General features: G+C 42.1%; 18 protein-coding genes and 1 pseudogene. 4 read left to right on the forward strand and 15 right to left on the reverse strand.

The window, feature by feature from the left end:
• Positions 1-8: 8 nt before the first annotated feature.
• The 7 genes from PQ469_RS08465 to PQ469_RS08495 all read right to left on the reverse strand — a co-directional run bounded on the left by PQ469_RS08465 (position 9) and on the right by PQ469_RS08495 (position 7,103).
• Entirely contained in the window at positions 9-815 is an 807-nt protein-coding gene (locus PQ469_RS08465) for an SDR family oxidoreductase (protein WP_274212565.1), read from the reverse strand.
• A 56-nt stretch (positions 816-871) separates the two neighbouring features.
• Positions 872-2,218 carry an aminotransferase class III-fold pyridoxal phosphate-dependent enzyme gene (locus PQ469_RS08470; RefSeq protein WP_274212566.1) on the reverse strand — a complete coding sequence of 449 codons (1,347 nt, stop codon included), beginning with the start codon at positions 2,216-2,218 and terminating at the stop codon, positions 872-874.
• Positions 2,219-2,230: 12 nt separating this feature from the next.
• Positions 2,231-3,169 carry a transketolase family protein gene (locus PQ469_RS08475; RefSeq protein ID WP_274212567.1) on the reverse strand — a complete coding sequence of 313 codons (939 nt, stop codon included), beginning with the start codon at positions 3,167-3,169 and terminating at the stop codon, positions 2,231-2,233.
• A 2-nt stretch (positions 3,170-3,171) separates the two neighbouring features.
• The gene (locus tag PQ469_RS08480) at positions 3,172-4,041 is read right to left on the reverse strand and encodes a transketolase (protein ID WP_274212568.1); all 870 of its coding nucleotides are present in this window, start codon (positions 4,039-4,041) and stop codon (positions 3,172-3,174) included.
• A complete protein-coding gene (locus tag PQ469_RS08485; protein ID WP_274212569.1) occupies positions 4,031-4,873 on the reverse strand; it encodes a glycosyltransferase family protein in 843 nt (280 codons plus the stop codon). Before PQ469_RS08485 ends, PQ469_RS08480 begins: the two co-directional genes overlap by 11 nt.
• 15 nt (positions 4,874-4,888) lie before the next feature.
• Positions 4,889-5,953, reverse strand: coding sequence for a hypothetical protein (locus PQ469_RS08490; RefSeq protein ID WP_274212570.1), 1,065 nt, complete (start codon positions 5,951-5,953; stop codon positions 4,889-4,891).
• Between the two features lie 310 nt (positions 5,954-6,263).
• Positions 6,264-7,103, reverse strand: a complete 840-nt coding sequence (locus PQ469_RS08495; RefSeq protein ID WP_274212571.1) for a phosphatidylinositol-specific phospholipase C/glycerophosphodiester phosphodiesterase family protein — start codon at positions 7,101-7,103, stop codon at positions 6,264-6,266.
• Positions 7,104-7,346: 243 nt separating this feature from the next.
• On the opposite strand from PQ469_RS08495, the gene PQ469_RS08500 reads away from it, so the two are divergent.
• Entirely contained in the window at positions 7,347-7,976 is a 630-nt protein-coding gene (locus PQ469_RS08500; protein ID WP_143065446.1) for a hypothetical protein, read from the forward strand.
• 82 nt (positions 7,977-8,058) lie between these two features.
• Here PQ469_RS08500 and PQ469_RS08505 read toward each other — a convergent pair.
• From PQ469_RS08505 to PQ469_RS08525, 5 genes and pseudogenes are all read right to left on the reverse strand, one after another.
• A pseudogene (locus tag PQ469_RS08505) lies at positions 8,059-8,442 on the reverse strand (PD-(D/E)XK nuclease family transposase); the annotation flags it as partial.
• Between the two features lie 180 nt (positions 8,443-8,622).
• Positions 8,623-9,144 (reverse strand): YceI family protein, encoded by a 522-nt coding sequence (locus PQ469_RS08510; protein WP_274212572.1) that lies wholly within the window; start codon positions 9,142-9,144, stop codon positions 8,623-8,625.
• Between the two features lie 199 nt (positions 9,145-9,343).
• Positions 9,344-10,006, reverse strand: coding sequence for a hypothetical protein (locus PQ469_RS08515; protein ID WP_274212573.1), 663 nt, complete (start codon positions 10,004-10,006; stop codon positions 9,344-9,346).
• A 156-nt stretch (positions 10,007-10,162) separates the two neighbouring features.
• Complete coding sequence (locus PQ469_RS08520) at positions 10,163-10,624, reverse strand: DUF1569 domain-containing protein (protein ID WP_274212574.1); 462 nt, start codon at positions 10,622-10,624, stop codon at positions 10,163-10,165.
• A 118-nt stretch (positions 10,625-10,742) separates the two neighbouring features.
• Positions 10,743-14,933 (reverse strand): hybrid sensor histidine kinase/response regulator, encoded by a 4,191-nt coding sequence (locus tag PQ469_RS08525; RefSeq protein ID WP_274212575.1) that lies wholly within the window; start codon positions 14,931-14,933, stop codon positions 10,743-10,745.
• A 359-nt stretch (positions 14,934-15,292) separates the two neighbouring features.
• Between PQ469_RS08525 and PQ469_RS08530 the strand changes: the two genes are divergently transcribed.
• The 3 genes from PQ469_RS08530 to PQ469_RS08540 all read left to right on the forward strand — a co-directional run bounded on the left by PQ469_RS08530 (position 15,293) and on the right by PQ469_RS08540 (position 16,961).
• Entirely contained in the window at positions 15,293-15,838 is a 546-nt protein-coding gene (locus tag PQ469_RS08530; protein ID WP_274212576.1) for a hypothetical protein, read from the forward strand.
• Between the two features lie 40 nt (positions 15,839-15,878).
• The gene (locus PQ469_RS08535; protein WP_090649184.1) at positions 15,879-16,298 is read left to right on the forward strand and encodes a response regulator; all 420 of its coding nucleotides are present in this window, start codon (positions 15,879-15,881) and stop codon (positions 16,296-16,298) included.
• A 96-nt stretch (positions 16,299-16,394) separates the two neighbouring features.
• Positions 16,395-16,961, forward strand: a complete 567-nt coding sequence (locus PQ469_RS08540) for a Crp/Fnr family transcriptional regulator (protein ID WP_274212577.1) — start codon at positions 16,395-16,397, stop codon at positions 16,959-16,961.
• A 15-nt stretch (positions 16,962-16,976) separates the two neighbouring features.
• On the opposite strand, the gene PQ469_RS08545 is transcribed toward PQ469_RS08540, so the two are convergent.
• The 3 genes from PQ469_RS08545 to PQ469_RS08555 all read right to left on the reverse strand — a co-directional run bounded on the left by PQ469_RS08545 (position 16,977) and on the right by PQ469_RS08555 (position 24,401).
• The gene (locus PQ469_RS08545; protein WP_274212578.1) at positions 16,977-21,116 is read right to left on the reverse strand and encodes a hybrid sensor histidine kinase/response regulator; all 4,140 of its coding nucleotides are present in this window, start codon (positions 21,114-21,116) and stop codon (positions 16,977-16,979) included.
• 322 nt (positions 21,117-21,438) lie between these two features.
• Positions 21,439-22,659: a family 8 glycosyl hydrolase gene (locus PQ469_RS08550; protein ID WP_274212579.1), complete on the reverse strand. Its 1,221-nt coding sequence runs from the start codon at positions 22,657-22,659 to the stop codon at positions 21,439-21,441.
• Between the two features lie 176 nt (positions 22,660-22,835).
• Positions 22,836-24,401 (reverse strand): ArnT family glycosyltransferase, encoded by a 1,566-nt coding sequence (locus tag PQ469_RS08555; RefSeq protein ID WP_274212580.1) that lies wholly within the window; start codon positions 24,399-24,401, stop codon positions 22,836-22,838.
• Positions 24,402-24,579: the final 178 nt, after the last annotated feature.

Raw genomic sequence — 24,579 nt, forward strand, 5'->3', positions numbered from 1 at the left:
TGTGTGAATTAAATTGCTGTCCATCCTCCATCAACTACCAGATTTGCACCCGTCATGTACGCCGAGGCCTCGCTGGCCAGAAATACAAGCGCGCCCTGGTAATCAGCTGCTTTGGCCATACGGCCCAGTAAAGTTTTTGCTGAATAATTGCCTATAAAATCTTCTGTTTGTCCGTTCTCGACGCCACCCGGCGATAGGGTATTAACTCTTACCCCGGTATGCCCCCAGTAAGCAGCCAAAAAACGGGTAAAGTTGATGATAGCCCCCTTGGTTACCGGGTAAGCTGCCGATTTATAAAATGTCTGCTCGCCGGCGGCATTACGGTATATCGTTTGGTCGGGCCCTACCATGCCATAGGTGCTGGCAATATTGATGATACTGCCACTGCCTTGTAAGGCCATATGTGTACCCAATATTTGTGAGCTTAAAAATACCCCGGTTACGTTTACATTTAGTGACCGCTGGAAAGCCTCTAACGGATAGTTTTCAAATGCCGAAAGCTCTTTGGCCATAGCAGGATCTTCAAACTTATCGTTGATGGCTGCGTTGTTCACCAGGATGTCCAGGCCATCGTATTTATTCAGTATGGTATTAAGCGCGTCAATTAACGATTGTTTGCTGGTTACATCTAAGCCTATCCCAATATGGTTTTGGCCTAATTGCTGCGCAAAGGTTTGTGCGGCTTCGGCATCAATATCGGCCACTACCACATTGGCACCGGCCGCTGCCAGCGCTTCGCAGTGTTTTTTTCCTATAAGGCCAAGTGCACCCGTTACTACTGCCGTTTTTTGATTTAATGAAAATAAACCCGTCATCTAAATTTCTATATGATTTGTGCTACTGACTTGCGACTAAAGACTTATGACTTCAATCACCCGGCTATAACGCTTTTAGGTTTAATGTTATAGTTGCTCACCTTACGGAAAACAGCCTCCAGTACTTCGCCCTTTAAATAATTTTTGATGTTGCCACTTTCAATTGCTTCTTTTACCAGGGGCAATACATCTCGGTATGCTAACAAAATGTAGTCGATATCTTCGGAAGTATGGCTGTAACACATATTATGGAAGCCTGCCCAAAGCACACCGCGTTTTATCATCTCCTGTTGCATCAGGGTTTTAACCTCTAAGGCGCTGCCTGCTTCGGGAGTAAAAGTTACCATACTGCGGCAGTTAAAACCTACGCAGCGGGTGTATTTATCCATGCCGGTTTCAATTGCAATAAGGTTGTATCCATCTTTTAATAGCGCGCCGTGTGTATCTAAATACAGCGGCACATTTTTATTACGCAGCTCGTTAATGGTTGCGATACAAGCTGCTAATGATAGTGCCTCGCCGCCAAAGGTGGTGTAGCTAAATACTTCGGAATTAAATAGTTCCATTACATCGGCCCGGCCGGTTAATAAGGCTATGGGCATTCCGTTTGCACAGGCTTTTGAAAACACGGCAAGGTCGGCCTTAACATCAAAATATTCCTGTGCGCCACCAACAGCGACACGGAAACCCGTCCACATTTCGTCAAATATCAGCAGGGTGCCATTTGCTTTGCATACCTCGGCGAGCCGCTGTAGGTAGCCGGGTTTAGGGGCTTCAAAAATAAAGGGCTCCAATATTACGGCGGCCACGGTTTCATCCAGGGCGGCTTTTACCGATTCGATATCGTTATATTCAAAAGTGTAGGTTAAATCCTGTATGGCATCGGGCACGCCCGCGTTGCGGCTGGTAATACCTATATACCAATCGTGCCAGCCGTGGTAACCGCAACAAAATATTTTATCGCGGCCTGTAAAAGCACGGGCTACGCGTACAGCTGCCGAGCATACATCAGCTCCTGTTTTGCTGATTTTAACTGCTTCGGCATTAGGTACTACCTGTTGTACCAGTTCGCTCAATTCAACTTCTAAGGGATGCATCAATGAAAAGGTAATGCCATCTTCCAGTTGTCTGCGGATAGCTTCGTCAACGGGAGGGTAGGCGTAGCCCAATGAGATAGGGCCTATGGCCGAATTAAGATCGATATACTCGTTACCATCGGCATCCCAAACGTGCGATCCTTTGCCTTTTACAATGTATTTAGGCGCTACGCCGTTAGTAAACTGGCCGGGGCCTTTGGCCAGGGTTTGGGTAACCGGTTTTTGTACCTTTAAAGCGCGCTGGTATAGGTTGTCAGACTGGCTGATATCGGGATAATTATTGTCGAGCGCTATTTTGTTAGCCATTTTAATTGCTGTTTATTCTGAAAATTCAGGTGTTAAAATCTCTGGTTGGTGGTGGGCTGTTTGGTAACCCAAAATCTGTTCGGCAATTTGCTTGCCTGTAAAGCCTTCGTGCTGCAAAACATCGGGCAGTAATGCCGGCCTGAACCATTTATTGTTCAGGGCTATGGGCAGTACTTTTGCGGTGGTTTGATGTTTTAATAATACCTCGGCCACAATGCTGTACAAGCCGCCTGTTACAAAATGATCTTCGAGGGTTACTACCAGGCTGCTTTGGGCGCATGCCTGCAGTATAGCCTGCTCATCAACCGGTTTAAGGCTGCGCATGTTTACCAGCCCTACAGAAAGGCCTTCGCTGCGCAACATGTCAACCGCAATAAGCGCCTGCTCAAACAATAAGCCGTAGGTTAATATGGTTACGTCGTTGCCCTGGGTTATCACTTCGGCTTTGCCTAAAACAAAGGGCGCGTGATTAAAGCTGGTTTTACGGGTGTTGATACGGGTATAGGCAGGGTGTTCGCTGTTCCAGATTTGTGGCAGCATTTTTACCAGGTCATCTTCATCTGCCGGGGCAAACACGGTTACGTTGGGAATGCCGCGCATAATTGATATATCCTCAATAGCCTGGTGGGTAGGGCCGTTGCCATCTGATAAAAGGCCGGGAATAAAACCACTCAGCTTAACCGGCAGGTTAGGGATTCCCAAATCGGTACGTACAAATTCAAAGGCGCGCATGGTTAAAAACGCGGCAAGGGCATGTACTACAGGGGTGCGACCACGCAAGGCCAAACCGGCGGCGACGCCTATCATGGTTTGCTCGGTAATACCGGTGTCAATAAAGCGTTTGCCCAATATGCCGGGCAGGTTACGTACCAGCGCACGGTTTTCGGCAGTCATCACAATGATCTGCTCATTGGCCAATGCCGTTTCTGTTAATAATTCTTCGTAGGTCATATTTATCTCACTACTAAAGTTTCTGATGTCAATAGGGTGTTTTGGTCGCCGTGCAGTTCAAGCAAAAGCTGACCAATCTCATCTGCAGAAAAATTGCAGAACCAACGGTCGGCACGCTCTTCAATACTGGGCAGCCCTTTGCCGCGTACGGTATCGGCAATCACTACATTTAGTTTTCCTTCTTCAAAAGGATACGCGCCGAATGCGTGTTGTAAGTCAATAAAGTTATGCCCGTCTATACGTTTTACGGCAGCGCCAAAGGCCCTGAATTTATCGGCGAGTGGTTCCAGCGGAATCAGGTCTTCGGTGCGTACATTGGCCTGGAATTGGTTACGGTCGACCACGAATATCAAATTATCCAGTTTGTAGGCATTGGCTACCAATACGGCTTCCCAGCAGGTCCCTTCGTTTAGTTCGCCATCGCCTAAAATACATACCACCTTGTTGCTGCCTCCGCTTATTTTAAGATCGAGCGCAACGCCGATAGCTACCGAAGGCAAATGGCCCAACGAGCCGGAATGAAACTCGATACCCGGGATATGGGTATTGGGGTGCCAGTAAATATGATCGTTAAGGGACAGGTGATTTTTAAGCCGTTCTTTATCCAGCAAGCCCAGCTCGGCAAAGGTGCCGTATAAGGCAGGCACATCATGCCCTTTTGAAAGGAACAGGTAATCCCTGTCGGGATGGTTAAGATTATCCTTGTTGATATTTAAAAACCGGCTATATAAGTAAACTATCAAATCAACAGCTGATAACGATGCTCCTGTAAAGCATCCGCCATCTGTCGACATGCGCACAATGTGTTCGCGCACGTTTAATGCAATAGCCGTTAACTCCTGCTCGTTGATGTTTGGGGTGTTATGCTTCACTTTGTTCAAATTGTTGTGAGTTTTCCTTCGGTGCTTTTTTTGTTTGATCGGGCAAAATGGTTTGCAATTCATCCAGGTGATGGCGGTACCAGTTTACGCCTGCGTACTGTGTGTTGATTTGCATTATTTCGGGCTTGCGGTTAAGCAGGTTAAGAATATCCTGGCAGGAAAACTGGTGGCAGATAGGATATAACTCGCTGTATACTTTTTCAATAAAATAATAATCCTCGGGGTAATCAATCGTAAACCTGTGCGACATGGAGTAATCCATACCTGTTTTGCAGCTTACATTGCCAATGCTAAAAATTAGCGGGTTTTCCCATATGTAAGGTGTGGTATGTTCCAGCTCGAGCGGGCGGCCGGCGTTTTCCCAGGCTTGTTTAAGGCAGGCCATGGTCATTACCTCCACATCGTTGCCATCGGGCCAGGTGGCCGGGTGCAGGTTGCTTACATAGTCGTATTTGCCACGGTTGGCAAAAAAATATTCAAGTACCTGGTCAATAATCCGGGGGTCTATCAGCGGGCAGTCAGATGGGATCTTTAAAACAATGTCGGCTTTAAACCGTCGGGCGGCCTGGTAGTGCCTGTCAAGCAAATTGCCCAGGCTACCGCGATAACTGGGAATATTCATCTCCGAAGCTTCCTTCACGATGATATCGTCCTCTTCATTTTCGGATGTAGCGATGATGATATCGGCTTTGTGCTGCATCATTTGCAGCCGTTCAATCATGCGCGCCAAAAGGCTTTTGCCCAGTATGGGGAGCATTACTTTGCCTGGCAGGCGGCTTGACGCCATGCGGGCCTGCACTATAATCACAATTTTTTCTGTCATGGTACTTACTATTAATTACCAGTTTGCTATCAGTTCGTTTGTTAATTCCGGTTGTTGTTTGCCAACCAGGTATTTATAAATGGCCAGCTGCGGATCAAAACTTTTTTTAGTCCCCTTGTGGTTTAAGTATTCACGGCAAAGCGCGGCAATTGCTTTGGCCGATGTTCCTTCATTTTGTAAAGGCGCAAGCTCGTGCAGCTCGTTAATATCAAACCAGGAATGTACTTTTTTGCCCAGTGCTATGCCTGTATACACCACCGTGGAGTATTGCGTAATCAATTCGCAGCAATTGGCTATCATATGGGCGGTATTACCGTCTTTATAGATCATCGTAGTTAGGGGGGCATGTTCACGGATCTCTCTTTCGGCCCTGGCAAAATTCTCGTTAGGATGAAGTTTGAAAAGCAGGGGCCTGCCTGCCGCTATTTTAACGGCTTTTTTGATAAATGCTACCCTGTGCTCTATCCGGAAGGTTTCGCGCATATCGGTTGTAGCTACCATTACGTAGTCGCGGTGCGGAAAATCGTTATTTAAATGCTGCTGCTGGTTGTCATAGTTGGGCATGCCGGTTACAATGATCTTGTTTATATGGGTGCCTTTATCGGCAAACTGCTGCTTATAACCTTCAGACGCCGCACAATAAACATCGCATATATTGGCTGCACCGTTTAGTGATGTATTGCCGCACATGGTTGATGGCAGCCTAAGGGTACGTACAATTTTGCTCCAGGTGGTGTAGCGGTCTATCATGCCCTCCTGCACCCAAATGGTTTTAAATTGGCGCATGCGCCTGGGCACAATCATATCGGTACAATACACTACAAGGTCGTACTGATTTTTTTGGGCCCTGAAATCAACCTGTAGTGAATTTTGATATAAATACCTTTCAGATTTTAACTTGAATTTGCGCGATAGCACCGTGCCGTTAAAAATGGGGGTTTTAGCAAGCAGGTAGTTTAGGAGCGTATTATCTGTAAATAACTGACTAAACCAGCAATCAAATTCGGGTAACTCATTTGCAATCTGGTGCATTTGGGTTGTTTGGTTAATTGAACCGGTAATGAATAATATCTTCTTCATTCCTTTACTTTCAATTATCGGTGTAGTTAAACTCAAGGGTTGAATGCTTTACTTGTTTATTTAAACTATAAAGCCTGGCTAATGCTTTGCTTTATAATTTGTTAAAAGTAATCGCGCTACTTTTAGATAAAGCGAAGCCAGCGTTATGAAATTATTAAGAGGTGGTTTTTGGGAAAAGAATTTATTAACAATGCAAGTAGAGAGTCAAGATATTAGAGTCAAGAGTCAAGAAAGAAAAAACGGAAAGGCTTATTGCAATAAGCTTTAATGAATAAATGGCATTAATTATCTTAACTCTTGATTCTTTTCCTCAATCAACCTTTGCATAGCTTTTTGTACCTGCCTGCAAAAAGTTTTTAAGTTCAACCAACCTGTCAGTATTAATCAAGTCAACGCCACAGTTCAGCAGCTCGCGCCATACCACTTCATTCTCGGGCGAAGCCCAGAGCCTCACTTTTTTGCCAAACTTGTGTGCCAGCAACACGTACATACGCAGGCGCTGCCTTTCAAAGGGCGAAAAGTTGCCTTTGCCGTCCCATTTTAATAAATGAGAGTATTTGCAGCTTGCAGTTTGGTATAAATCTCTTGAAGTCGTATCCTGCCTTACCTGCATAAGATCGTCATCAATGAAGGCCAGCCTGCTGTTTTGGGCTTTGATCAGGTTATATGGCCTGTGGCCGGTAATTACAACGGTTACCTGTCGTTGGGTGTAAATGCCGTTTTCGTAGCCGGATAAAATAGATTTGTATTTTTCGAGCACCAACTGCAGCGCCTGGTAAGTTTTAGCACCGTCAGATTTTATGTCGATCATCAGTGTTAACGGATAGGTGGGGCATTTGATCTCTTTATTGGTGCCTATGATGCATTCCATCAGCGGGGCCAGGTACAGGCGCTCCAACGTTCTTTGTTTTTTGAAGAAGGGGAGGATGTGTGCTACAATCAGTTTGTTGTTCCTTAAATAAACATCGGCCTCAATATTTGTAAAACCATTATCCAAAGCATCATACAAAGGCCGTTTGTGCCAGTAATCATTGTGGGCAAAGCCATTGGAGATAGTGGGATTTTGGGGGTAGGCGTTGTGGCCGAGAAATATCAGCAGGCTCAGGAACAATAACTTAAGGTGCTTAGGGCAAAAAATTGCTGTTCGCATCGATAATTTTTTTGTTTCCCCAAATGTACCTGTCCAATGTTGCATAAATGTTACCTTATTATGATGAAAATTTTTATAGCGACAAGGGTTTGATAACACCTTTTTATACGATAGTAACCGTTGTTTGGTTAGCTGATAATGATATATTTTATTGTTTATATCATAATTAGCCGCCAGTAATTGTACCCGTTAAGAAATATAAACGGTATAAAAAATCCTGATTTTACTTTATATGATTTAGCCATGGAAAAAAAATTGGGAACTACAGGCAACGTATTTGTAAAAGTGGCAGTAATACATGTAAATGATTATTTACTAAAACCACGTCAAATGAAAGTTCTATCAAAATTAATAGCCGTTTCAATTATTGCCTCAGCTATATTTTTTACAACAAATGCACAGGCTCAAACAGTTGCAGCTAAACAATTTACCTTTAGCCTGGGAGCCGAAACAGGTTTGCCAACCGGTATATCGCGCAAGGGCAGTAGCTTTGTATTGGGGGCAACGGGCCAGTTTCAATATGGTATTACCAATAATTTCGCGGCGACATTTGCTGCCGGCGGTTATCATTTTTTTTCGAAAACAAACCCAAATACCGGCAAGAAATTTGATAGCTACGGCGAAATTCCGGTTAAAATAGGTGTTAAACAGTTTTTTATGCCCAACCTTTATGTTGGCGTTGAGGGCGGTTTAGCATGGGAAAAATTAGAAGATGGGCAGGGATGGGCGCCATTTCACAGGCGCGACCTGGCCGGACGAATAGGGTACGCAAACAAACACTGGGACCTGAGTGCGCGGTATGAGGATTTTTACATGAAGGATTATCACACAGGCCTGGTGGCTTTGCGTTTAGCTTATGGCTTTGGGTTGTAAGCCAAAAGCTTAAGGCTTAAAGCAGAAAGCTAAACTAAAGGGGAGCGATGATTTTGTCGCTCCCCTTTTTTAGTGTGGATATTTAAAGCTTTTCTATTTCTTCAACAGAAAGTTTAGTAAACTTTGAGATTTGGGCAAGTGGTAGACCATCTTTTTTCATTTCACGGGCAATATCTAAGGCCTTTTTATATTCACCTTTCTCCATACCTTTCGCCTCACCCCTGGCCTCAGCAGTTGATACAGCGTAATCCATCACATTTTTATTGTCCCATTTGTATTTTAAGCTGCTATCGTACATCGTTTTTTCCTCCTTTGTCAGGCTTATATATTCTGCAATGCTGAATAATTTTTCAAATATGGGTTTACGCAGATATGCTGGTATCTTGTCCAGTTGGCTCATATTCTTTAACACATAAAGTCATCTGTCCAGATCAGTATCTAACTCATTACCCGTTTTAACAAATTCTTCATAAATATAATTGTTTTAAAAAGATATTCATTAAGGCTTCGCCATTCCGCCTATCCTTGGGTGTCTGGTCAAAAAGTTTATTGGTTATTCAACTCCACAACAAATGTAGCCGGCTCAAAACAAAAAAGCCACGCTATAATTAAATATAACGTGGCACCGTTGCTGTGTACTTGCTATTTAGCCCTTGGTAACTGGCACCGTTAAACTAATAGTCAACTCCTCCGGTGATCCGTTGCGGGTGATATTAAAATCCTTTGGTTTTACTTTAAAGCTGCCTTTAAAAAGGCCTTCGTTTCCTTTATCATCAAAAGTAAAATGAATGGTAACTGGTTTGGTAACACCCTTCATATTCAGGTTACCTACAGCCTGGTAAGCGTTACCGCTTTTGCTAACCGCCGTTGAGGTAAAGGTTATGGTGGGATGATTGTCGGCATCCAGGGCATCTTTGGCGTGATTGTTTTTGATAAAGAAACCGGTAGCAATACTTTCTACATCAATAGATGCCGAAATTTTTGATTGCCCGGGGTCGGCTTTGTCAAACTGGATATTGGCCTTTAACGTTTCAAATTTTCCGCTGATACGGCCGCCCTCAAATTTAACCTCATAAGGGCTTTTAACTTTATAAGTAACAAGCGATAGGGCAAATGCCGAAAGGCTGATTACCAGCAAGACGATTAACGAATACGTGATCTTTTTCATATTATTTCTTTTTACATTAATAGATGCCCCCGTGTTTATTACAGGCAGGTATGTAAAATACGTTTTACAATATAGGTAGGTTGCCTTGGTTGTTAAACTTAAAGGTATGACTGTAGTAAATTGATTTGGTTTATTACAACTGGAAGTACCGGCGCTTTGGGAAGCCCACCAGGTTGAGTATAATTCCGTCCCTTTTTAATTAAAGGGACGGGGTTTGGGTAGACGGATGATAGGGCCGCAGATCAAATGGTGCTATTTTTTCGGCTGTAAGCTTTTTTAATAGTTTATCTGCGTACCTATGTGCGTAGCTTTCTTTCTGGTTTTTCGAGATTTTGTGATACACGTCATCGCGTTTGCCCCATTCTTCGTAATCTTCCTCATCGTTTCCGGGGCGTTCAACTATTTCCAAATAATGTACGTAATGTCCAAATTCATGTGGCAGGGTGCGGTACAATTGGGTGGTTCTAACATTAACTATATCTAAGATAGCTGTGTAGTTTGTTTTGCCTTCTAAAAACAGGTGGCCATCAGCTTTTAGACGATCGAGTTCCTGTCGGTCATCAGCGGTTAAACTCTTACTCCAGGTTATTTTTTTTTCGTAATTAGCTGCTTCAATTATTATAGCTGGATGATAGTCGCCCTCAAATTCATACGAATAAATTAGCCTGCCCCATACAGGCGAAATTATTTCTTCTTTTCTTTTGGGTTGCCTCAGAATAATCAGCTTTAATTTCCCATAATCAAAAACAGGAATATGCTCAATGATTTTTTCTATGTCGATTATAGAGCAAGCGTGTCTGCAGGGTTCTCTTGTTGCCTCAACCACAAAAATAAATTCGTGCCCATTTATTAACCTGGTCACTTTGGTATAGATATCCAGCCGTTCAAAAAAACTTTTTGATACTGAGCATGGATATGGGATTTTTAATTTATTGTTACTTCCATACCCTTGTTTTGAGGTGCCTATATTTCTGTTTCTCCTTATGGGGTTAAACATTAGTGCTTTATCGTTTTTTACTTAACTCCCAAACTGGGTTAAGTGATGGTTTACATGTTTATAAAACATATTATTCCATTCCTCAACCTTTAGCGGCCCAAATGAATGTGACATTTTTCCGTCGAACTCCTTTTCGCCCAGTTGCTGTGTTTTTTGGATATACCCAATCAGCCTTGCTTTTTCGGTCTCAAAATCTCTTTCGGTGGTGATGATAAAGGCCGGGGCGGTAGGCCCATTATGTTTGTAGGGTACTTCGCTTACCACCTTATTTTTTACCAGCAACTTCAGGATCAGCTTCATAAAGCCATTAGGTTTGGGGTGTTTTTCCTGCTCGTAAACCATTTCGTACGATACACAGCAATGCGCAAGCATTTGCGATACATTCATTTTACCCCATTGTGGAGTGGTGGCTGGGGTAAGGGTGTTAATCCTTTCGATAATACCATCAGCGACGGGCTGCGAAAAGATATTGGGTAAAGCCATAATGGTTTGTTTTATATTGATTTATAGAGTTTTAGATGTAACTCAATATGAGACAAAAGGTAAAACTTTTTTACCACGAATCGAGGAATAAATACTAAGAAAAAAAATGAGGTGAAGTTTATCCTCCTGCATTCACCAGTTTTCCATACTTTTCCAGCATACCAATAATTTCGGCAAGCTTCATGGGTTTGCTCAGGTAATCGTTCATGCCGGCTTGCAGGCAGGCTTCCTTGTCTTCTACCATCGCATTGGCCGTCATGGCTATAATAATAGGCTGTATGGCCATGTTTTTCCTGATGTGGCGGGTAGCTTCCAGCCCGTCCATTTCGGGCATCTGGATGTCCATCAGGATAACGTCGTACGGCCTGGCTGCTACCGCGTCAACAGCTTCCCGGCCGTTTACTGCAATATCGGGCTGATAGCCCATTTTATTGAGTATCTGTTTGGCTACCTTTTGGTTTATCGCATTGTCTTCGGCTATCAAAATATTTAAGGGGTATTTAATAGCCAATTCTCTTGACAGGCCATCCTTTGCAGGTTTTTGATCGGCGGCGACAGCTTTATCACTTTTAAGCTGATCGATAATGTGTTTAAGCAATATATTGTGCTTGGCCGGTTTGGTTAATATTACATTAAACAGGTCAAACTCGCGTTTGGTTTGTTTATCAATAGAGCTTAGTAAAATCAGCGGCAGAGAGGGGTGGGCTGCCTTTATTTTGCGTGCCAGTTGGGCGCCATCCATCTGCGGCATGTGCATATCTGTAATAACAAGTTCAATTTGATTGTTGGCCTCTAAAATGGCTAAAGCCTCATCGCCGGAGCTGGCTATTACAGGAACAAATTTCCAATGCTTTAGCTGGTTTTCCATAATATTGCGATTGGTGGCATTGTCATCCACCACCAATACCTGCTTATTTTCAAGGTTGGCGGTATCCAGGTTAAAATTGCTTGAATTGGTTTTTATGCCCACCCTGGTTTTTATGTTAAAGCTAAATGTGGTGCCATGTGCAACCTGGCTGCTTACTTTAATCTGGCCGCCCATCAAGTGAATCAGTTTTTCGCTGATAACCAACCCAAGCCCGGTACCGCCGTACTTGCGTGTTGTACTTGAATCTACCTGCGAAAAGGCTTTAAAAAGGCGCGACAATTTATCTTCAGATATCCCGATGCCCGTATCGCGGACAGTGAATGACAAGTTAAAATCCTCGTCGTCTCCCGAAAGCCTTTCTACATCAATGAATATTTCGCCTTCGGTGGTAAACTTAATTGCGTTGCCTACCAGGTTTATCAATACTTGCCTCAGGCGCATCGAATCGGCAATGATATGCTCTGGTACGCCGGGCGCTATCTGGTAAATAAGGTCGATGTTTAATTTCGACGCTTTATCGGCAAAAAGGTCGAGTACGCTTTCCACGCAATCTCTGATGTTAAAGTCATGCTCTTCCAGCTCCATGTTGCCCGATTCGATTTTAGAGAAATCGAGGATGTCGTTAATTACTGTCAACAGGGCGTCGCCCGAGTGTTTAATAGTTTCGGTGTATTCGGCCTGCTCCGTGGTAAGGTCGGTATTGGCCAGTAAGGTTGCCATGCCTATCACACCGTTCATGGGGGTACGAATTTCATGGCTCATGGTAGCTAAAAAGATACTTTTGGCTTTGTTGGCGTTTTCTGCCTCCTCCCGGGCCTTCTCTGCCGCTTCGCGCGATCTTCTTTCTTCTATAGTAAGTTGTGTAATGCTTTCAGTACGTTCCTTTACCTGCATTTCAAGGTATTCTTTTTGTTGCCTTATTGTATGCGTTCTGTACCTGAAAAAGGCATAAATGGCGCCCGCAAATGCTATAACGGCAAGCGTATCAAACCACCAGGTAAGCCAAAAGGGTGGTATAATAGTTATCTGAAGCGGAGTTGTTACCGGCGACCATAAACCCTGGCTATTACGATATTTTAACCGTACATGATAAGTGCCAGGCCCAAGGTTGGTATATAAGGCTGTATTATGGTTGCCTATATAATTCCATTCTTTATCAAAGCCGTCTAAATAATAAGCATACTGCTTTCTATCTGCCGATGCATAATCAAGTGCTGCAAACTCAAATGAAAACACTGATTGTTTGTAGGATAAAGTAAGGTTGCGGGTATCAGTAATGTCATTTTTTAACGGCGATGGGTCCTGGGCATTTGTGGCAATGGTAAGCGGTTTGTTAAACAATTGAAAAGACGTGATAACCAGGGGAGCAAAACCGGCCTGTTTTAATACTTTGCCAGGCGAAAAACAATTAAACCCGTTAATGCCGCCAAAATAAAGGGTTTTATCATCTGTTTTTAAGGCCGAGTGAGGCTTATATTCGTCGCCCTGCAAGCCATCTTCTGTTGTATAGTTATAAAAGGTTTTATTTTCGGGATTAAACTTAGATAGCCCGCCGTTACTGCTTATCCAGAGGTTACCGGTATCGTCGGCCCTTATGCCGTATATAATATCGCTGGGTAAACCGTCTTTTTTTGTAAACGTAGTAAAGTGGTTGTGCAACGGATCAAACAGGTTGAAACCCGAAAGGGTAGCCAGCCATAGCCGGCCTTTATCGTCTTCAAAAATATCGGTTACACCATTATTGCTTATACTGTTTGTTTTTTCGTCATGAACAAAGCGCGTAAAAGTATTTGTAGTGCGGTTAAAAAGGTCTAAACCGCCGTCGGAAGTGCCAATCCAAAGGTTGCCTTTTTTATCTTCAAACATTACATAGGGCCTTGGACTGCTTATTCCTTTGAGATCGTTTACGTTAAAACGGTAATGAGTAAATATTTTGGTGTTGTGGTCGTAACAGTCTAACCCATCGTTAAAGGTAGCTAACCAGGTCTTCCGGTCGCGGGTATGTAAAATGTAATAAATATTGTTGCCGCCAATTCCCTGTGGCTTGGCATCGTCATGTTTGTAGTTGGTAAAAACATTTGTTTTAGGATCATATACACTAAGCCCATCGCCCCAGGTACCTATCCAAAGCTTCCCTTCATAATCTGGTTTAACTGTAAGTACATAGTTACCTGTTATGCTGTTTGTTCCATCAGCTGCTTGTTTATAGTTCTTAAACGTTTTAGTTGCCGGGTCAAACTTATTTAGGCCGCCGCCATCGGTGCCAATCCAAATTTTATGATCTTTATCCTCGGCCAAATCAAGTACGTAATTATTTGAAAGGCTTTGCGGGTGGCTGTTATGCCGGTATAATGTAAAGCTTGATGTTGATTTTTTTGACAGGTTAATACCCCCACCAAAAGCGCCAACCCACATGTTGCCCGTCCGGTCGCGGCAGATCCCGTATACAGAGTTGCCATTAATACTGTTATTATCTACCTCGTCGTGCTCGTAAGTGCTGAATTTGCCTGTTTGGTTATTTAATACGCATAGGCCACCGTTTTCGGTGCCAACCCACAGATTGCCTGCTGCATCGCTGTTTAAGGCATAAATAGTATTGGATGAAATGCCACCTGTGCGGCTTTTGTCCTGCACAAAACGTTTAAAAGTTTTATGGGCACTATCAAACAAAAATAGGCCATCGCCCTGGCTGCCAAGCCATAGGTTATGAAATTTATCTTCGAATATACAAGGGATAATTTTACCCAATATAGTTTTTGTTGCTGGGTCATAATAAGGGAAATGAATAAAATTGTTTGTTTTAGGATTGTAAAGGTTTAAACCTCCGCCGCCTGTTCCTATCCAGATGCGTTTTTCCGAATCTTTGTAAACAGTACGTACATTATCCTCGCTCAAACTGCCGGCATCTTTATCACTGTGCTGAAAGTGGTAAAAAGTATTGGTTTTTAAATTATAGCGGTCGAGCCCGCCGTTTTGGGTTGCTATCCATAAATTGCCATTATCAAAAAGTAAACGGTTAATAATGTTATCATTAATGCTATTTGGGCGGCTAATGTCATGCAGGTACCTTATAAAATGTCCGGTTGAGCGCTGGTACATATTTAAGCCGCCCTGGGTGGCCAGCCACATATTGCCGCTACTATCTTCGGCAATATCGGATATCGTATTGTTGCTTAATGATCTGCTGTCCTTGTCATCGTATCGGTAAGTGATAAAACGATAACCATCATACCTGTTAAGGCCGTTTCGGGTAGCTATCCACATAAAACCCCGGCTATCCTGAAAAATGCAGTTTACGTTTATTTGCGATAGTCCTTCGGCAGTGCCTACATGCAAAAATTTAAGACTCTCGTTTTGAGCATAGCTGCTAAACGGTATTATAATGCAAATTAAAAGTAAAGCACTGATAATATGTTTAAGCTTATGGCATGGCCTGTACATAGAACGTTGTTAATATGCTGTGTTGAATTAAGAAAACTGCCCCCTGGCACCGGGTTTATATACAAAATTTGTATACGTTGATATTAGCAATAGGTTACTCCAAATTTAATGATATCTCGGGATTTTAAAAGCGATTTAGCAGTATGCGCCGTGAAAATTATCGTTAATGGCGTTGCAAAAATACTGACTGACAATAACTTTGGCCTGAAACCGGCTGATGATACCTGTAACACGGCATTGCATAAATTGATTATGCTTTTTATATTTAATAAAGGTTGGGGGCCGAAGAGTATCAGGAACAAATGGCACATTTAATTTAGTATTAAATGCTATATTTAATAAATATAACAAACCTTATTATGATTCCCGATTTTATATCAAAACAACGCAAAACCCGGCTTGAGTTATTGGGCTGGTATCAAATTGTGGGTGGTATAGCCGGCGTGTTGGTAACCTTTTGGATATTATCAAAAACAGAGCAAATTACCTGGGTGATTGCGTTGCTTTTTTTACTTGCATTCGCATTGTACAGTTTCTCTATCTATTGCGGAAAATTACTCCTGGGCGCACAATATAGCAGGGGGCTAAGCTTATCCATCCTAAACCAGGTACCGCAAATTGTAAGTTTTGTTTTTATTGGTTATGCATACCAATATAATGCCGGTGCTGCGGTTGAACTGACGTTAAGTTATGGTTCCGGTACTGTGAGTAGCGGCCTTAATTTTGGTGTTGATTTTGGGATAATATCAAAATGGTTGTTTTCCATCGCATCTGACGATTTATCTTTTAAACTATCTGTCAATTTTTTGGCAATTTACCTAATTTATTTTATCGACAAATTAAGGGAAGCCCTGCGACACGAAAAGGTAAATTATGAAATAGCGACAATTGAACCGGAAATTTGAAAAAATATAAAACAATTTTATTTTAATTTGTTGTATTTGAATGAATTATAATCAAACCACCAATGTGCTGATCATTGATGACGATGCGGTTAATAATTTTATTGCCGAAACCCTTATTAAAAAAGCAGCCAAAGACGCGGAAATTACTATTTGTTTAAACGGACAGGAAGCCATAGAACAATTGCTAAGCATCAAACAAAGCTCGGGTAAGCTACCCAGGTTTATATTTTTAGATATTGCAATGCCGGTAATGGACGGCTGGAAGTTTCTTGACGAATACCACCGTTTAAAGTTGGGCGATGGAAGCAATAGTGAAATTATTATGGTCTCTTCGTCACGGTTCAGGCACGATATTGACCGTGCGCTTGGGAATGCCATAGTGAAAGAATATGTTAAGAAGCCGCTTAGCATGGAATTGGTAAAAAGGATATTAAGGGTAGATCATCACGATAATTGGTAGCGATTTATAGCATCTGCTTTTTGCCTGCAATAATTTATCAGGCAACGTTAATTCTACAGCAGAATTGCTGAACTTAGACCAACTTTTATTGTGAACATGAGTACAGAACTAAAAAACTTTATCAATAACTATGTAAAGTTGGAAGATGCCGAACTGGATGATATTGTTGGCCGTTTTAAAAAAAGACAGGTATGCAAAAATGAGTTTCTTTTAAAGGAGGGCGATATTTGCAGCGATCTTGTTTTTGTTCAGGAGGGATGTCTGCGTTTGTTTTACCTTACCGGCGATGTAGAGATATCCGTTTGGTTTGCTTTTAAAAATTCATCGGCTATTGATATTTATAGCTTTATAAGCGAGAAACCTTCGGTGTATTTTTTGCAGGCAATTGAAGATAGCGAAGTGATGTACTTGCCCAAAGCCGAATTGTTAAAACTATACCAAACACATCCCAAAACGCAGGAAATGATGCGCAACTTTTGGGAAGATGCCGTACTTAACCTTATTGACAGGTTTACCGCGCTGCAAAGAGACTCGGCAGAGGAACGTTACCTTCAGCTGTTATCAAAACCGCCATATTTGCAAAAAATTCCGCAAAAATACCTGGCTTCATTTATAGGGGTTACGCCAACGTCGTTAAGCCGTATCCGAAAAAATATCAGGTAGCTTCAGGAGTGGCTTTTACCTTTTGTTTTTATTATAAGCGTCTATCAAGACAGCCAATAAAAGTTCGATGTTGATAGGTTTAGATAAATATCCATCCATTCCGACTTTAAAACAATTGTCTTTATCCTCGCTAAGCGCATTGGCGGTAAGCGCAATTATAATGGGTTTGGCGCCATATTTTTTCCTGATAAGCTTTGTGGCTTCAAGTCCGTCGATATTAGGCATTTGGATATCCATTAAAATGAGTTCGTAGTGCTCTTGTGCTATCATGTGTAACACTTGCCGGCCATCATTTGCCAAATGAGGCTGGTAGCCCAGTTTGTTTAATACGCGGATGATGAGCTTTTGATTCATTAAGTTGTCTTCGGCGACAAGCATTCTGAAGGGGTAATCCAACGCGAACTTTTCTGATAACAAACTCGTTTTCTTTTCGGCGCCGGCTACTGCTTCATTTTTTAACACTGCTTCAACAATGTTATAAAAATGCTGTTGCTTAACTGGTTTTGCAAGTACAGATGTAAACAGGTGTGGGTAATTTTTTTTGCTGTCGTTGCCAATGGAGCTCAATAATATTATCGGGCTTAAAACACTTAATGCTTTTATACGGTTAGCCAGGGTTATACCATCCATATCGGGCATTTGCATATCGGTTATAACCACGTCGATATTCTTGGTATCTGATAATACTGATAATGCCTCTTGTCCGGAGGATACGGCTGTTACATCAATTTTCCATTTTTCGAGGAGCGTTTTTAATATCCTTAAATTTGTTTCATTATCATCAACAACCAACATTTTTTTTCCTTCAGCTATCTTACCATCTGGCAATGTTGTAGCCTGGGATAATTGAATACCTTTTTTACAGTTAATGCTAAAGGTAAAGGTACTCCCTATCCCTTTTTTACTTTGAACGGTGATTTGACCGCCCATTAATTTGGTCAAACGCTCACTTATAACCAGGCCAAGCCCGCTACCACCATATTTACGTGTTACTGATGAGTCTATTTGGTTAAATGCTTTAAATAAATTGCCAAGCTGGTCTTCAGAAATTCCGATTCCGGTGTCTCTTATTCCTAACATTAGTTGTAAAGTATCGTTGTCAGATACTGTTGAGGTTACATACACAAATACTTCGCCTTTGTGGGTAAATTTTATTGCGTTGCCAACCAGGTTTATCAAAATTTGCCGCAAGCGCAAACCATCGGCAAAAATATCGGGCGGTACCCCGTCGTCAATTTGATAAATCAGGTCGATTCCGGCCCTTGCAGTTTTTGATGCAAACAAGTCAAATACATCTTCAATACATTTTCTAAGATTAAAGTTGTGTGGATCGAGCTGCAGGTTGCCCGATTCGATTTTCGAGAAATCGAGGATATCGTTAATAACAGTTAATAGCGATTCGCCGCTGTTTAATATGGCTTCGGTATATTCCCTTTGTTCGGAATCCAACCGCGTATCTGAAAGTAACGAGGCCATGCCCAATACACCATTCATTGGGGTACGAATTTCATGACTCATGGTGGCCAGGAAAGTACTTTTGGCCATATTGGCCTTCTCAGCCTCTTCACGGGCTTTTTGTTCCTTTTCGCGTTGGTCAATTAATTCTTCCGACTGCGATTGCAGTTCTGCTGATTGAGCCTGGTATTGTTCGGCCTGCACCTGTAACTCTTCGTTTAAGGTTTTTAAATCGCTGGTTTGTTTACTTATCTGTGCAGTACGCTCATCAACTAATTTTTCGAGCTCGTGTTTTTTCGCATTAAAAAAATTAACCCTTAGCTTATACGCAATGTAAACCCCTCCCAAAATAAGTATAGTTGCCATTGTGCGGAACCACCATGTTTTCCAGAATGGAGGCACAATTATTACCTTAACTGTGGTTGGAGTATCGTTCCATACGCCATCGTTATTGGATGCTTTAACTAAAAAAGTATAGGTTCCAGGGTCAAGATTGGTATAAGTAACGGTATGCTTATTTCCAATATATCGCCATTCGGGATCAAATCCTTCCAGTTTGTAGGCGTATTTATTTTCCTGCGAAATTGTATAATCAAGTGCCGCGAATTCAAAAGTGAATACTGACTGAAAATACTCGAGTTTGATTTGACCGGCCGAAAAGCTGTTTTGTTTCAAAGCGGGGTTTGATACAGGTAAGCGAGCGGGCTTGTTAAATAAATTAAAGCCAGTTATCCGTACAACAGGAACATTATTATTAAAACTTAGTTTAGTCGGGTCAATTATATTAAAACCATTTATGCTGCCAACTGCAATGCGGCCATCGGCCAGCCTGGCCCCGCTCGACAAGCCAAACTCCATGCTTTTGATCCCATTATGTTCGCCAAAATTTCTGAAAGTTTTTGTAGCCGGATCAAACCGTGTAATACCCTTTAAGGTAGTAATCCACAAAAATCCCTTGCTATCGGCAGTTATGTAATTTACTGTATTGTTTATCAGTCCATTATCTTCAGTGTACGCAGTTATTTTCTTTATTTTAAAATCATAGCAATTCAAACCGCCTTCCATAGTACCTATCCACATGTGCTCGTTATCTTCATAAAAATAACTTATTACATTACTGGTAAGTTTGCTGTTTTCAATGTTCAGCCTTGAAAACCTGCTGGTGGCCGGGTCATAGATACTTATTCCGTTTGAATAACCTCCTACCCAAATATGGCCATCATGGCTTTCGTACAGCGCTTGTATCGAGTTGTCGGCTATCGAGTTTGGATCTTTGGGGTTATTAATCCATTTTTTTATTGTTTTGGTTTTTGCATCATAAGTATTTACGCCTCCCTGATAAGTGCCCATCCAAATGTTGCCGCTACGATCCTCAAGTAAAGTATAAACGGCGGTGCTGTTGATATCGGTTGGCTTATTTCCCATTGTAAAATGGTTGAATAGCTTCGATTTAAGATCGTAGCGGTCAACTCCATTGCTATAGGTGCCTATCCATAGGGCATCCTTTGCTTTGGTCATTAAAATACACGAGGTGTAGTTACTTACCAGACTGTTTTTTGCCGAACTATCATGGAAGTAGGTAATGCCGGTACCAGTTGCCGGGTTGAAGTATACCAAACCTGCATCTGTGGCTAAGTAAAGCTTGCCCTTACTATCGGGTACTAAACCCCTGATGATATTTTTTGCCGATGGCGCATTAGTGGGTGAGGATTTAAAAGAGGGGAAAACATTAAGATTTTTGTCGTACTTTAAAACACCCTCACTTGAAGTGCCTATCCATAATGTATGTTGCTGATCGGCAAAAAGAGCGTAGATGCCATCATTTGGCATATTTTCGTTTTCGGGAGACGGCTGATTTATAGGTATAAAAGCTTTTTTATCAACATTTAACAGTTGTAATGTAGTATTGGTGCCAACCCAAAGTTTTCCCGCTTTATTGGCCGACAAACTATAAATGGGATTATTGCCGGTAGCGCTGTAGCGATCGGCCTCGTTAGCATAGCGGTTAAATGTCAGGTTGTTCCTGTTAACTAAGTTCAGGCCATTGTTTGTTCCTATCCAAACGTTGTGGTATTCGTCTTCGGCAATGGCATTTATTGAATTATTGCTGATGCTTTTGCTGTTTTTAGGATTGTGTGTAAACCGTTTAAAATTTCCTCTTTTTTCGTTGTATAAGTTCAGGCCATTATCTGTGCCAACCCACAACCGGTGGTAACCATCCTCGCAAATGGAATACACAGACGCGCTGCTAAGGCTGTTGGTATCTTTGGGGTTATGAATAAAGCGTTTAAAGCTGTTTTTGCCATTTGCAAGCAGATTTAAACCGCTATCGGTACCTATCCAAAGGTTGTTTTTAGCATCATTAAAAAGACTGATGATATTATTATTGCTTAATGCCGACAGTTTTTTAGGGTCGGCTTTAAAATTTACGAATTCATCTTTTTCCCTATCGTATTTACTAAGCCCACCCATGCGGGTACCAACCCAGATATTACCTTTTTTATCTTCGCAAATAGTTAAAATATTGTTGGCTTGTAAACTTTTGCTGTTTCTTGACTGATGTTTATACACGGTAAACTGATACCCATCAAACTTGTTAAGACCATCCTGGGTACCAAACCACATAAAGCCATAACTATCTTTTAATATGCTTGATATCGAATTTTGTGAGATACTGTTTGAGCTGTTAACCCGGCTCATTTTTAAACCGATGTCCTGTGAAAAAACCTTGCTGTTTAGAAAGAGCAGCAAGAACAGGAGAAATGTTAACAGGGGTTTATTGAACATTATACAGGGATATTCAGCACGTGGTTTATACGCTAATTTTCATTCAAATGTTTAATGGCTTAAATTAAGGTAAAATTTTTATAATTGAGGCAGGCAGTATACATGAAACATCAGTTTAATGTTAACCATGGATAAATGATAAATTATTGATTATTAGATGCTTGTATGATATTTTGCCTGAAATGTGTTAAGTTATGTTAACCCAATTTACATGCGTTTGCCCTGAGGCAAATAGCTAAACCTTCCAGTAATTGCCGCTGAGTATGATCATATTTAACATTTTAATGCTGTTATCATAATAGTCATAATCTTTCAGCTTAAAATGGAGCAGGTAATCCCACGTATGATTTAGCCATTGCTGGTTTTTGAGGTTTGTCATGGCCGAAACAGCAAAAGGCGCTATAAAGCTCAATGCTTCAAAATGGCGGGTGGCCAGGTCGTTACCGGCTAATGTGTAGCCTGCAGATATGTTATCAGGATTATTGCTGCTTGTCGACCGGATCCACCGGTTAATTTTGCCGGTTATTACTTTCGCCCTTTCATCGCCATATAACAAATAGTCGGCGGCTATGCGCCAGGGTACCCGGCAGGCATTATAATTATAACAGCCATCATACTTCGATTCCAGGTACATAGGCCTGGCCGGACGCGGGCTTTTGTTTACCTGCTGTATAAAGTCGGGCACAAGGCCTGCATCCGGGCTGTATTTTTGCTGCAGGCGGGCGAAAAGGCGATAGGTGTTATCAATTACTTTATCCCAGCGTACATCGCCTGTAGCGGCCTTAAAAGCTTTAAAATGCGATGGCATAAAATCTGATGTGCGGGTATCAAAATAATCATCGCTATCGGTTTCAACATCATTGCCAAGCAGGATGGTAAACTGCTGCCGGTTAATTTCATATTTCATGATATCGGCAATCAGCAATTTAGCTGCTTTTAAATAATTAACATTACCACGGCTACCCCATTGCTTATCGGCCAGTAATAATGAATAGGCGATGTCCATATTACCATCTGTTGCCGAAGAATGATCGGTGTTATTGCCTTTTTTATCCTGCGCCCATGCCATCAGGTTTTGTCCTTTGCGTGCCGGATGCAATTGATAATATCGGAACAACGCGTCATACGCTGTTTTTGCAGAAGCGTCGGCCCCGGCCATCAGGGCTACTATAATCATGCCGTAACCTTGCCCCTCGGATACGCATTGTTTGTTGCCCGGCCTTTCAAACCAGATGTAGCTTTGGCTTTTATCCGCAGCCTGTTTTACATATCGGCTTTTCCATTGCCAATAAAAAGTAAGGACGCTATTATCAAGGTTTTGCTGATTGATGTGATTGGGCAGGATGGAACCTTTTGTATAAATTGTATGCTGGGGAAAAGGCTTCGATACATGCTGTGCGCTTAAACTATGGCAGGTAAGCAGTGTAAGCAATAAAGTAATTCCCCTTTTTAGCATGGTTTTTTATTATATAAGAAAAGCCATTCAATGCAATATTTACCTATTTTAACGCAAAGGGTGCAGATTGTTGTTGGGTGAATGGCATAGATGTCAGAATGCCCGCTGTTAGATCTGCAGAAAATCATCGAAATTTCTACCTTTCGCCTTTGACCTTTATCCTTTCGCCTAAATAACTACTCCATTCTCTTCCTGATCAACTCCTTACGGTACCTTTCCTTCAGCGGGAACTTGATATCTGTAAGCAGGTAAATACCGGTGCCTTTTTCGCGGGCAAGATTATATTCCACTTCGCCGATTTTTTTGTAGGAGCCTATCATGTTGCCGGCCACAAACTGCCGAATATTTTCACCGCCATTATCATCCACGTAAATCATGTATTTGCAGTTAAGCGTATCCGGTGCCCAAAGGGTAAAACTGCTGTTAAGGGATACTACATCCGGGTAGTTGTATCGTTTGCGGTAGTGATGCAATGCGCCGGCCTCGCCGTAGTTGTCGGCGTATACAATGGTTTGTTTCTGTTGTTCAGGCGTAAGGCTGTTGTAAGCGACACCAACTTTTTTGGCCATTTCGTCCCAGCCCAGCATGTCGGCATAATCTTGCGTTGTAGGGTGCAATTTTTGATCTTCCCAGGTCATTGCAAACCTAAATGGAGGCAGGTTTTTGCCGGTGAACCTGAAAAAAGCCAGCGTTTGTTGCAACGGTAAAATGGGTAGTACCAAAGGAAGCAACAGCATATTAGGGATGGTAAAGCAGGCAATAGTTAAAGTACGCAAAGCGTAACCACTTGTTTTTAACCATCGTTCAAACCCAAAGCCACCTGCTGCAAACAACATAGGATAGGCCCCGAAAAGGTAATAGTTTTTACCGTCCATTTCGAGTAAAAAAATGAATATCAGTACGTAAGCGATAGCCAGAAACTGGAAATTGCGCAGCTTGAACGAAAAGATTAAAAACACAAACCCCGTGAACCAAACAAATAAAGCGATGCCATGAACTGTAAGTTGCTGTTTGATAAAGTCGCCGGTGGTAATATAATCAAGTTGTTCCTCGCGGAGTGCTTTCATGTGGGTTATCACCGGGAAATGGTGCGTTACCTGCCATATAAAGTTAGGCAAAAATATGAGCATGGCTAAAGCCATTGCGCCCAATATGTGCTTGTTAAATAATAGCTTACGCTGTTTGCTAATGAGGATGCCCACTATAAGGGCGATGGTGAAAAACAACATGGTATACTTGGTAAGCATGCCAAAACCAACTGCCATGCCCAACCAGTATAAATATCTTACATCGGTTGTATTAAGGTACTTAATAAACAGCCAGACTGTTAAAACCCACCAAAACTGATCAAACACTACCGGCTGAAAAAGGTAATCGCTTGCGGCAAAGGCCGGCGAAAATATCAGGGCGAGGCAGGCCAGGGTAATGGCAAACCTGCGGCCCCCAAATTCAACTACAATACGGCCTGTAAACCAGATAATGAGCCCTGCAAATACGGTGGGGAAAATGCGCGCGGCAAAAACCGAATTGCCAAATAAGGTGATAGTTAGCTTGGCCAGCAGTGCAATAAATGGCGGTACTTCCTTATAACCCCAATCCAAATGATCGGCCAGTACAAGATGCAAAAACTCGTCGCGGTGAAAGCCGAAATGCCCAATGGCAAACAGATTTAAAACGACCTTTATAAATACAAAAATCAATATGAAATAAACGTACGTCGACTTCCGGTTTCTGTAGGGCATGTTTTAGGTAGCTTAAGGCTGAATGCAGCAAGCTGAAAGCCTGATGCTGGAGGGTAAAGATAATTCTTTACCGGTAAAAAGCAAAAGAGGCCAGAGAGAGGTAAAAGGAGAAAGGTTAAAGGCGAAAAGTGGGAAACTCTTTGCAGCTGCCTTTAACCTTTCGCCTTTTACTTTTTAC

It is taken from the genome of Mucilaginibacter sp. KACC 22773 (assembly GCF_028736215.1).
Taxonomy (GTDB): Bacteria; Bacteroidota; Bacteroidia; order Sphingobacteriales; family Sphingobacteriaceae; genus Mucilaginibacter.

Coding starts and splice junctions, on each gene's coding strand:
- PQ469_RS08495 (WP_274212571.1), bottom strand. CDS start 7,103: ATGCGAACAGCAATTTTTTGCCCTAAGCACCTTAAGTTATTGTTCCTG.
- PQ469_RS08500 (WP_143065446.1), top strand. CDS start 7,347: ATGGAAAAAAAATTGGGAACTACAGGCAACGTATTTGTAAAAGTGGCA.
- PQ469_RS08540 (WP_274212577.1), top strand. CDS start 16,395: ATGAGTACAGAACTAAAAAACTTTATCAATAACTATGTAAAGTTGGAA.
- PQ469_RS08485 (WP_274212569.1), bottom strand. CDS start 4,873: ATGACAGAAAAAATTGTGATTATAGTGCAGGCCCGCATGGCGTCAAGC.
- PQ469_RS08530 (WP_274212576.1), top strand. CDS start 15,293: ATGATTCCCGATTTTATATCAAAACAACGCAAAACCCGGCTTGAGTTA.
- PQ469_RS08470 (WP_274212566.1), bottom strand. CDS start 2,218: ATGGCTAACAAAATAGCGCTCGACAATAATTATCCCGATATCAGCCAG.
- PQ469_RS08555 (WP_274212580.1), bottom strand. CDS start 24,401: ATGCCCTACAGAAACCGGAAGTCGACGTACGTTTATTTCATATTGATT.
- PQ469_RS08545 (WP_274212578.1), bottom strand. CDS start 21,116: ATGAGCCGGGTTAACAGCTCAAACAGTATCTCACAAAATTCGATATCA.
- PQ469_RS08520 (WP_274212574.1), bottom strand. CDS start 10,624: ATGGCTTTACCCAATATCTTTTCGCAGCCCGTCGCTGATGGTATTATC.
- PQ469_RS08550 (WP_274212579.1), bottom strand. CDS start 22,659: ATGCTAAAAAGGGGAATTACTTTATTGCTTACACTGCTTACCTGCCAT.
- PQ469_RS08490 (WP_274212570.1), bottom strand. CDS start 5,953: ATGAAGAAGATATTATTCATTACCGGTTCAATTAACCAAACAACCCAA.
- PQ469_RS08535 (WP_090649184.1), top strand. CDS start 15,879: ATGAATTATAATCAAACCACCAATGTGCTGATCATTGATGACGATGCG.
- PQ469_RS08465 (WP_274212565.1), bottom strand. CDS start 815: ATGACGGGTTTATTTTCATTAAATCAAAAAACGGCAGTAGTAACGGGT.
- PQ469_RS08525 (WP_274212575.1), bottom strand. CDS start 14,933: ATGTACAGGCCATGCCATAAGCTTAAACATATTATCAGTGCTTTACTT.
- PQ469_RS08510 (WP_274212572.1), bottom strand. CDS start 9,144: ATGAAAAAGATCACGTATTCGTTAATCGTCTTGCTGGTAATCAGCCTT.
- PQ469_RS08475 (WP_274212567.1), bottom strand. CDS start 3,169: ATGACCTACGAAGAATTATTAACAGAAACGGCATTGGCCAATGAGCAG.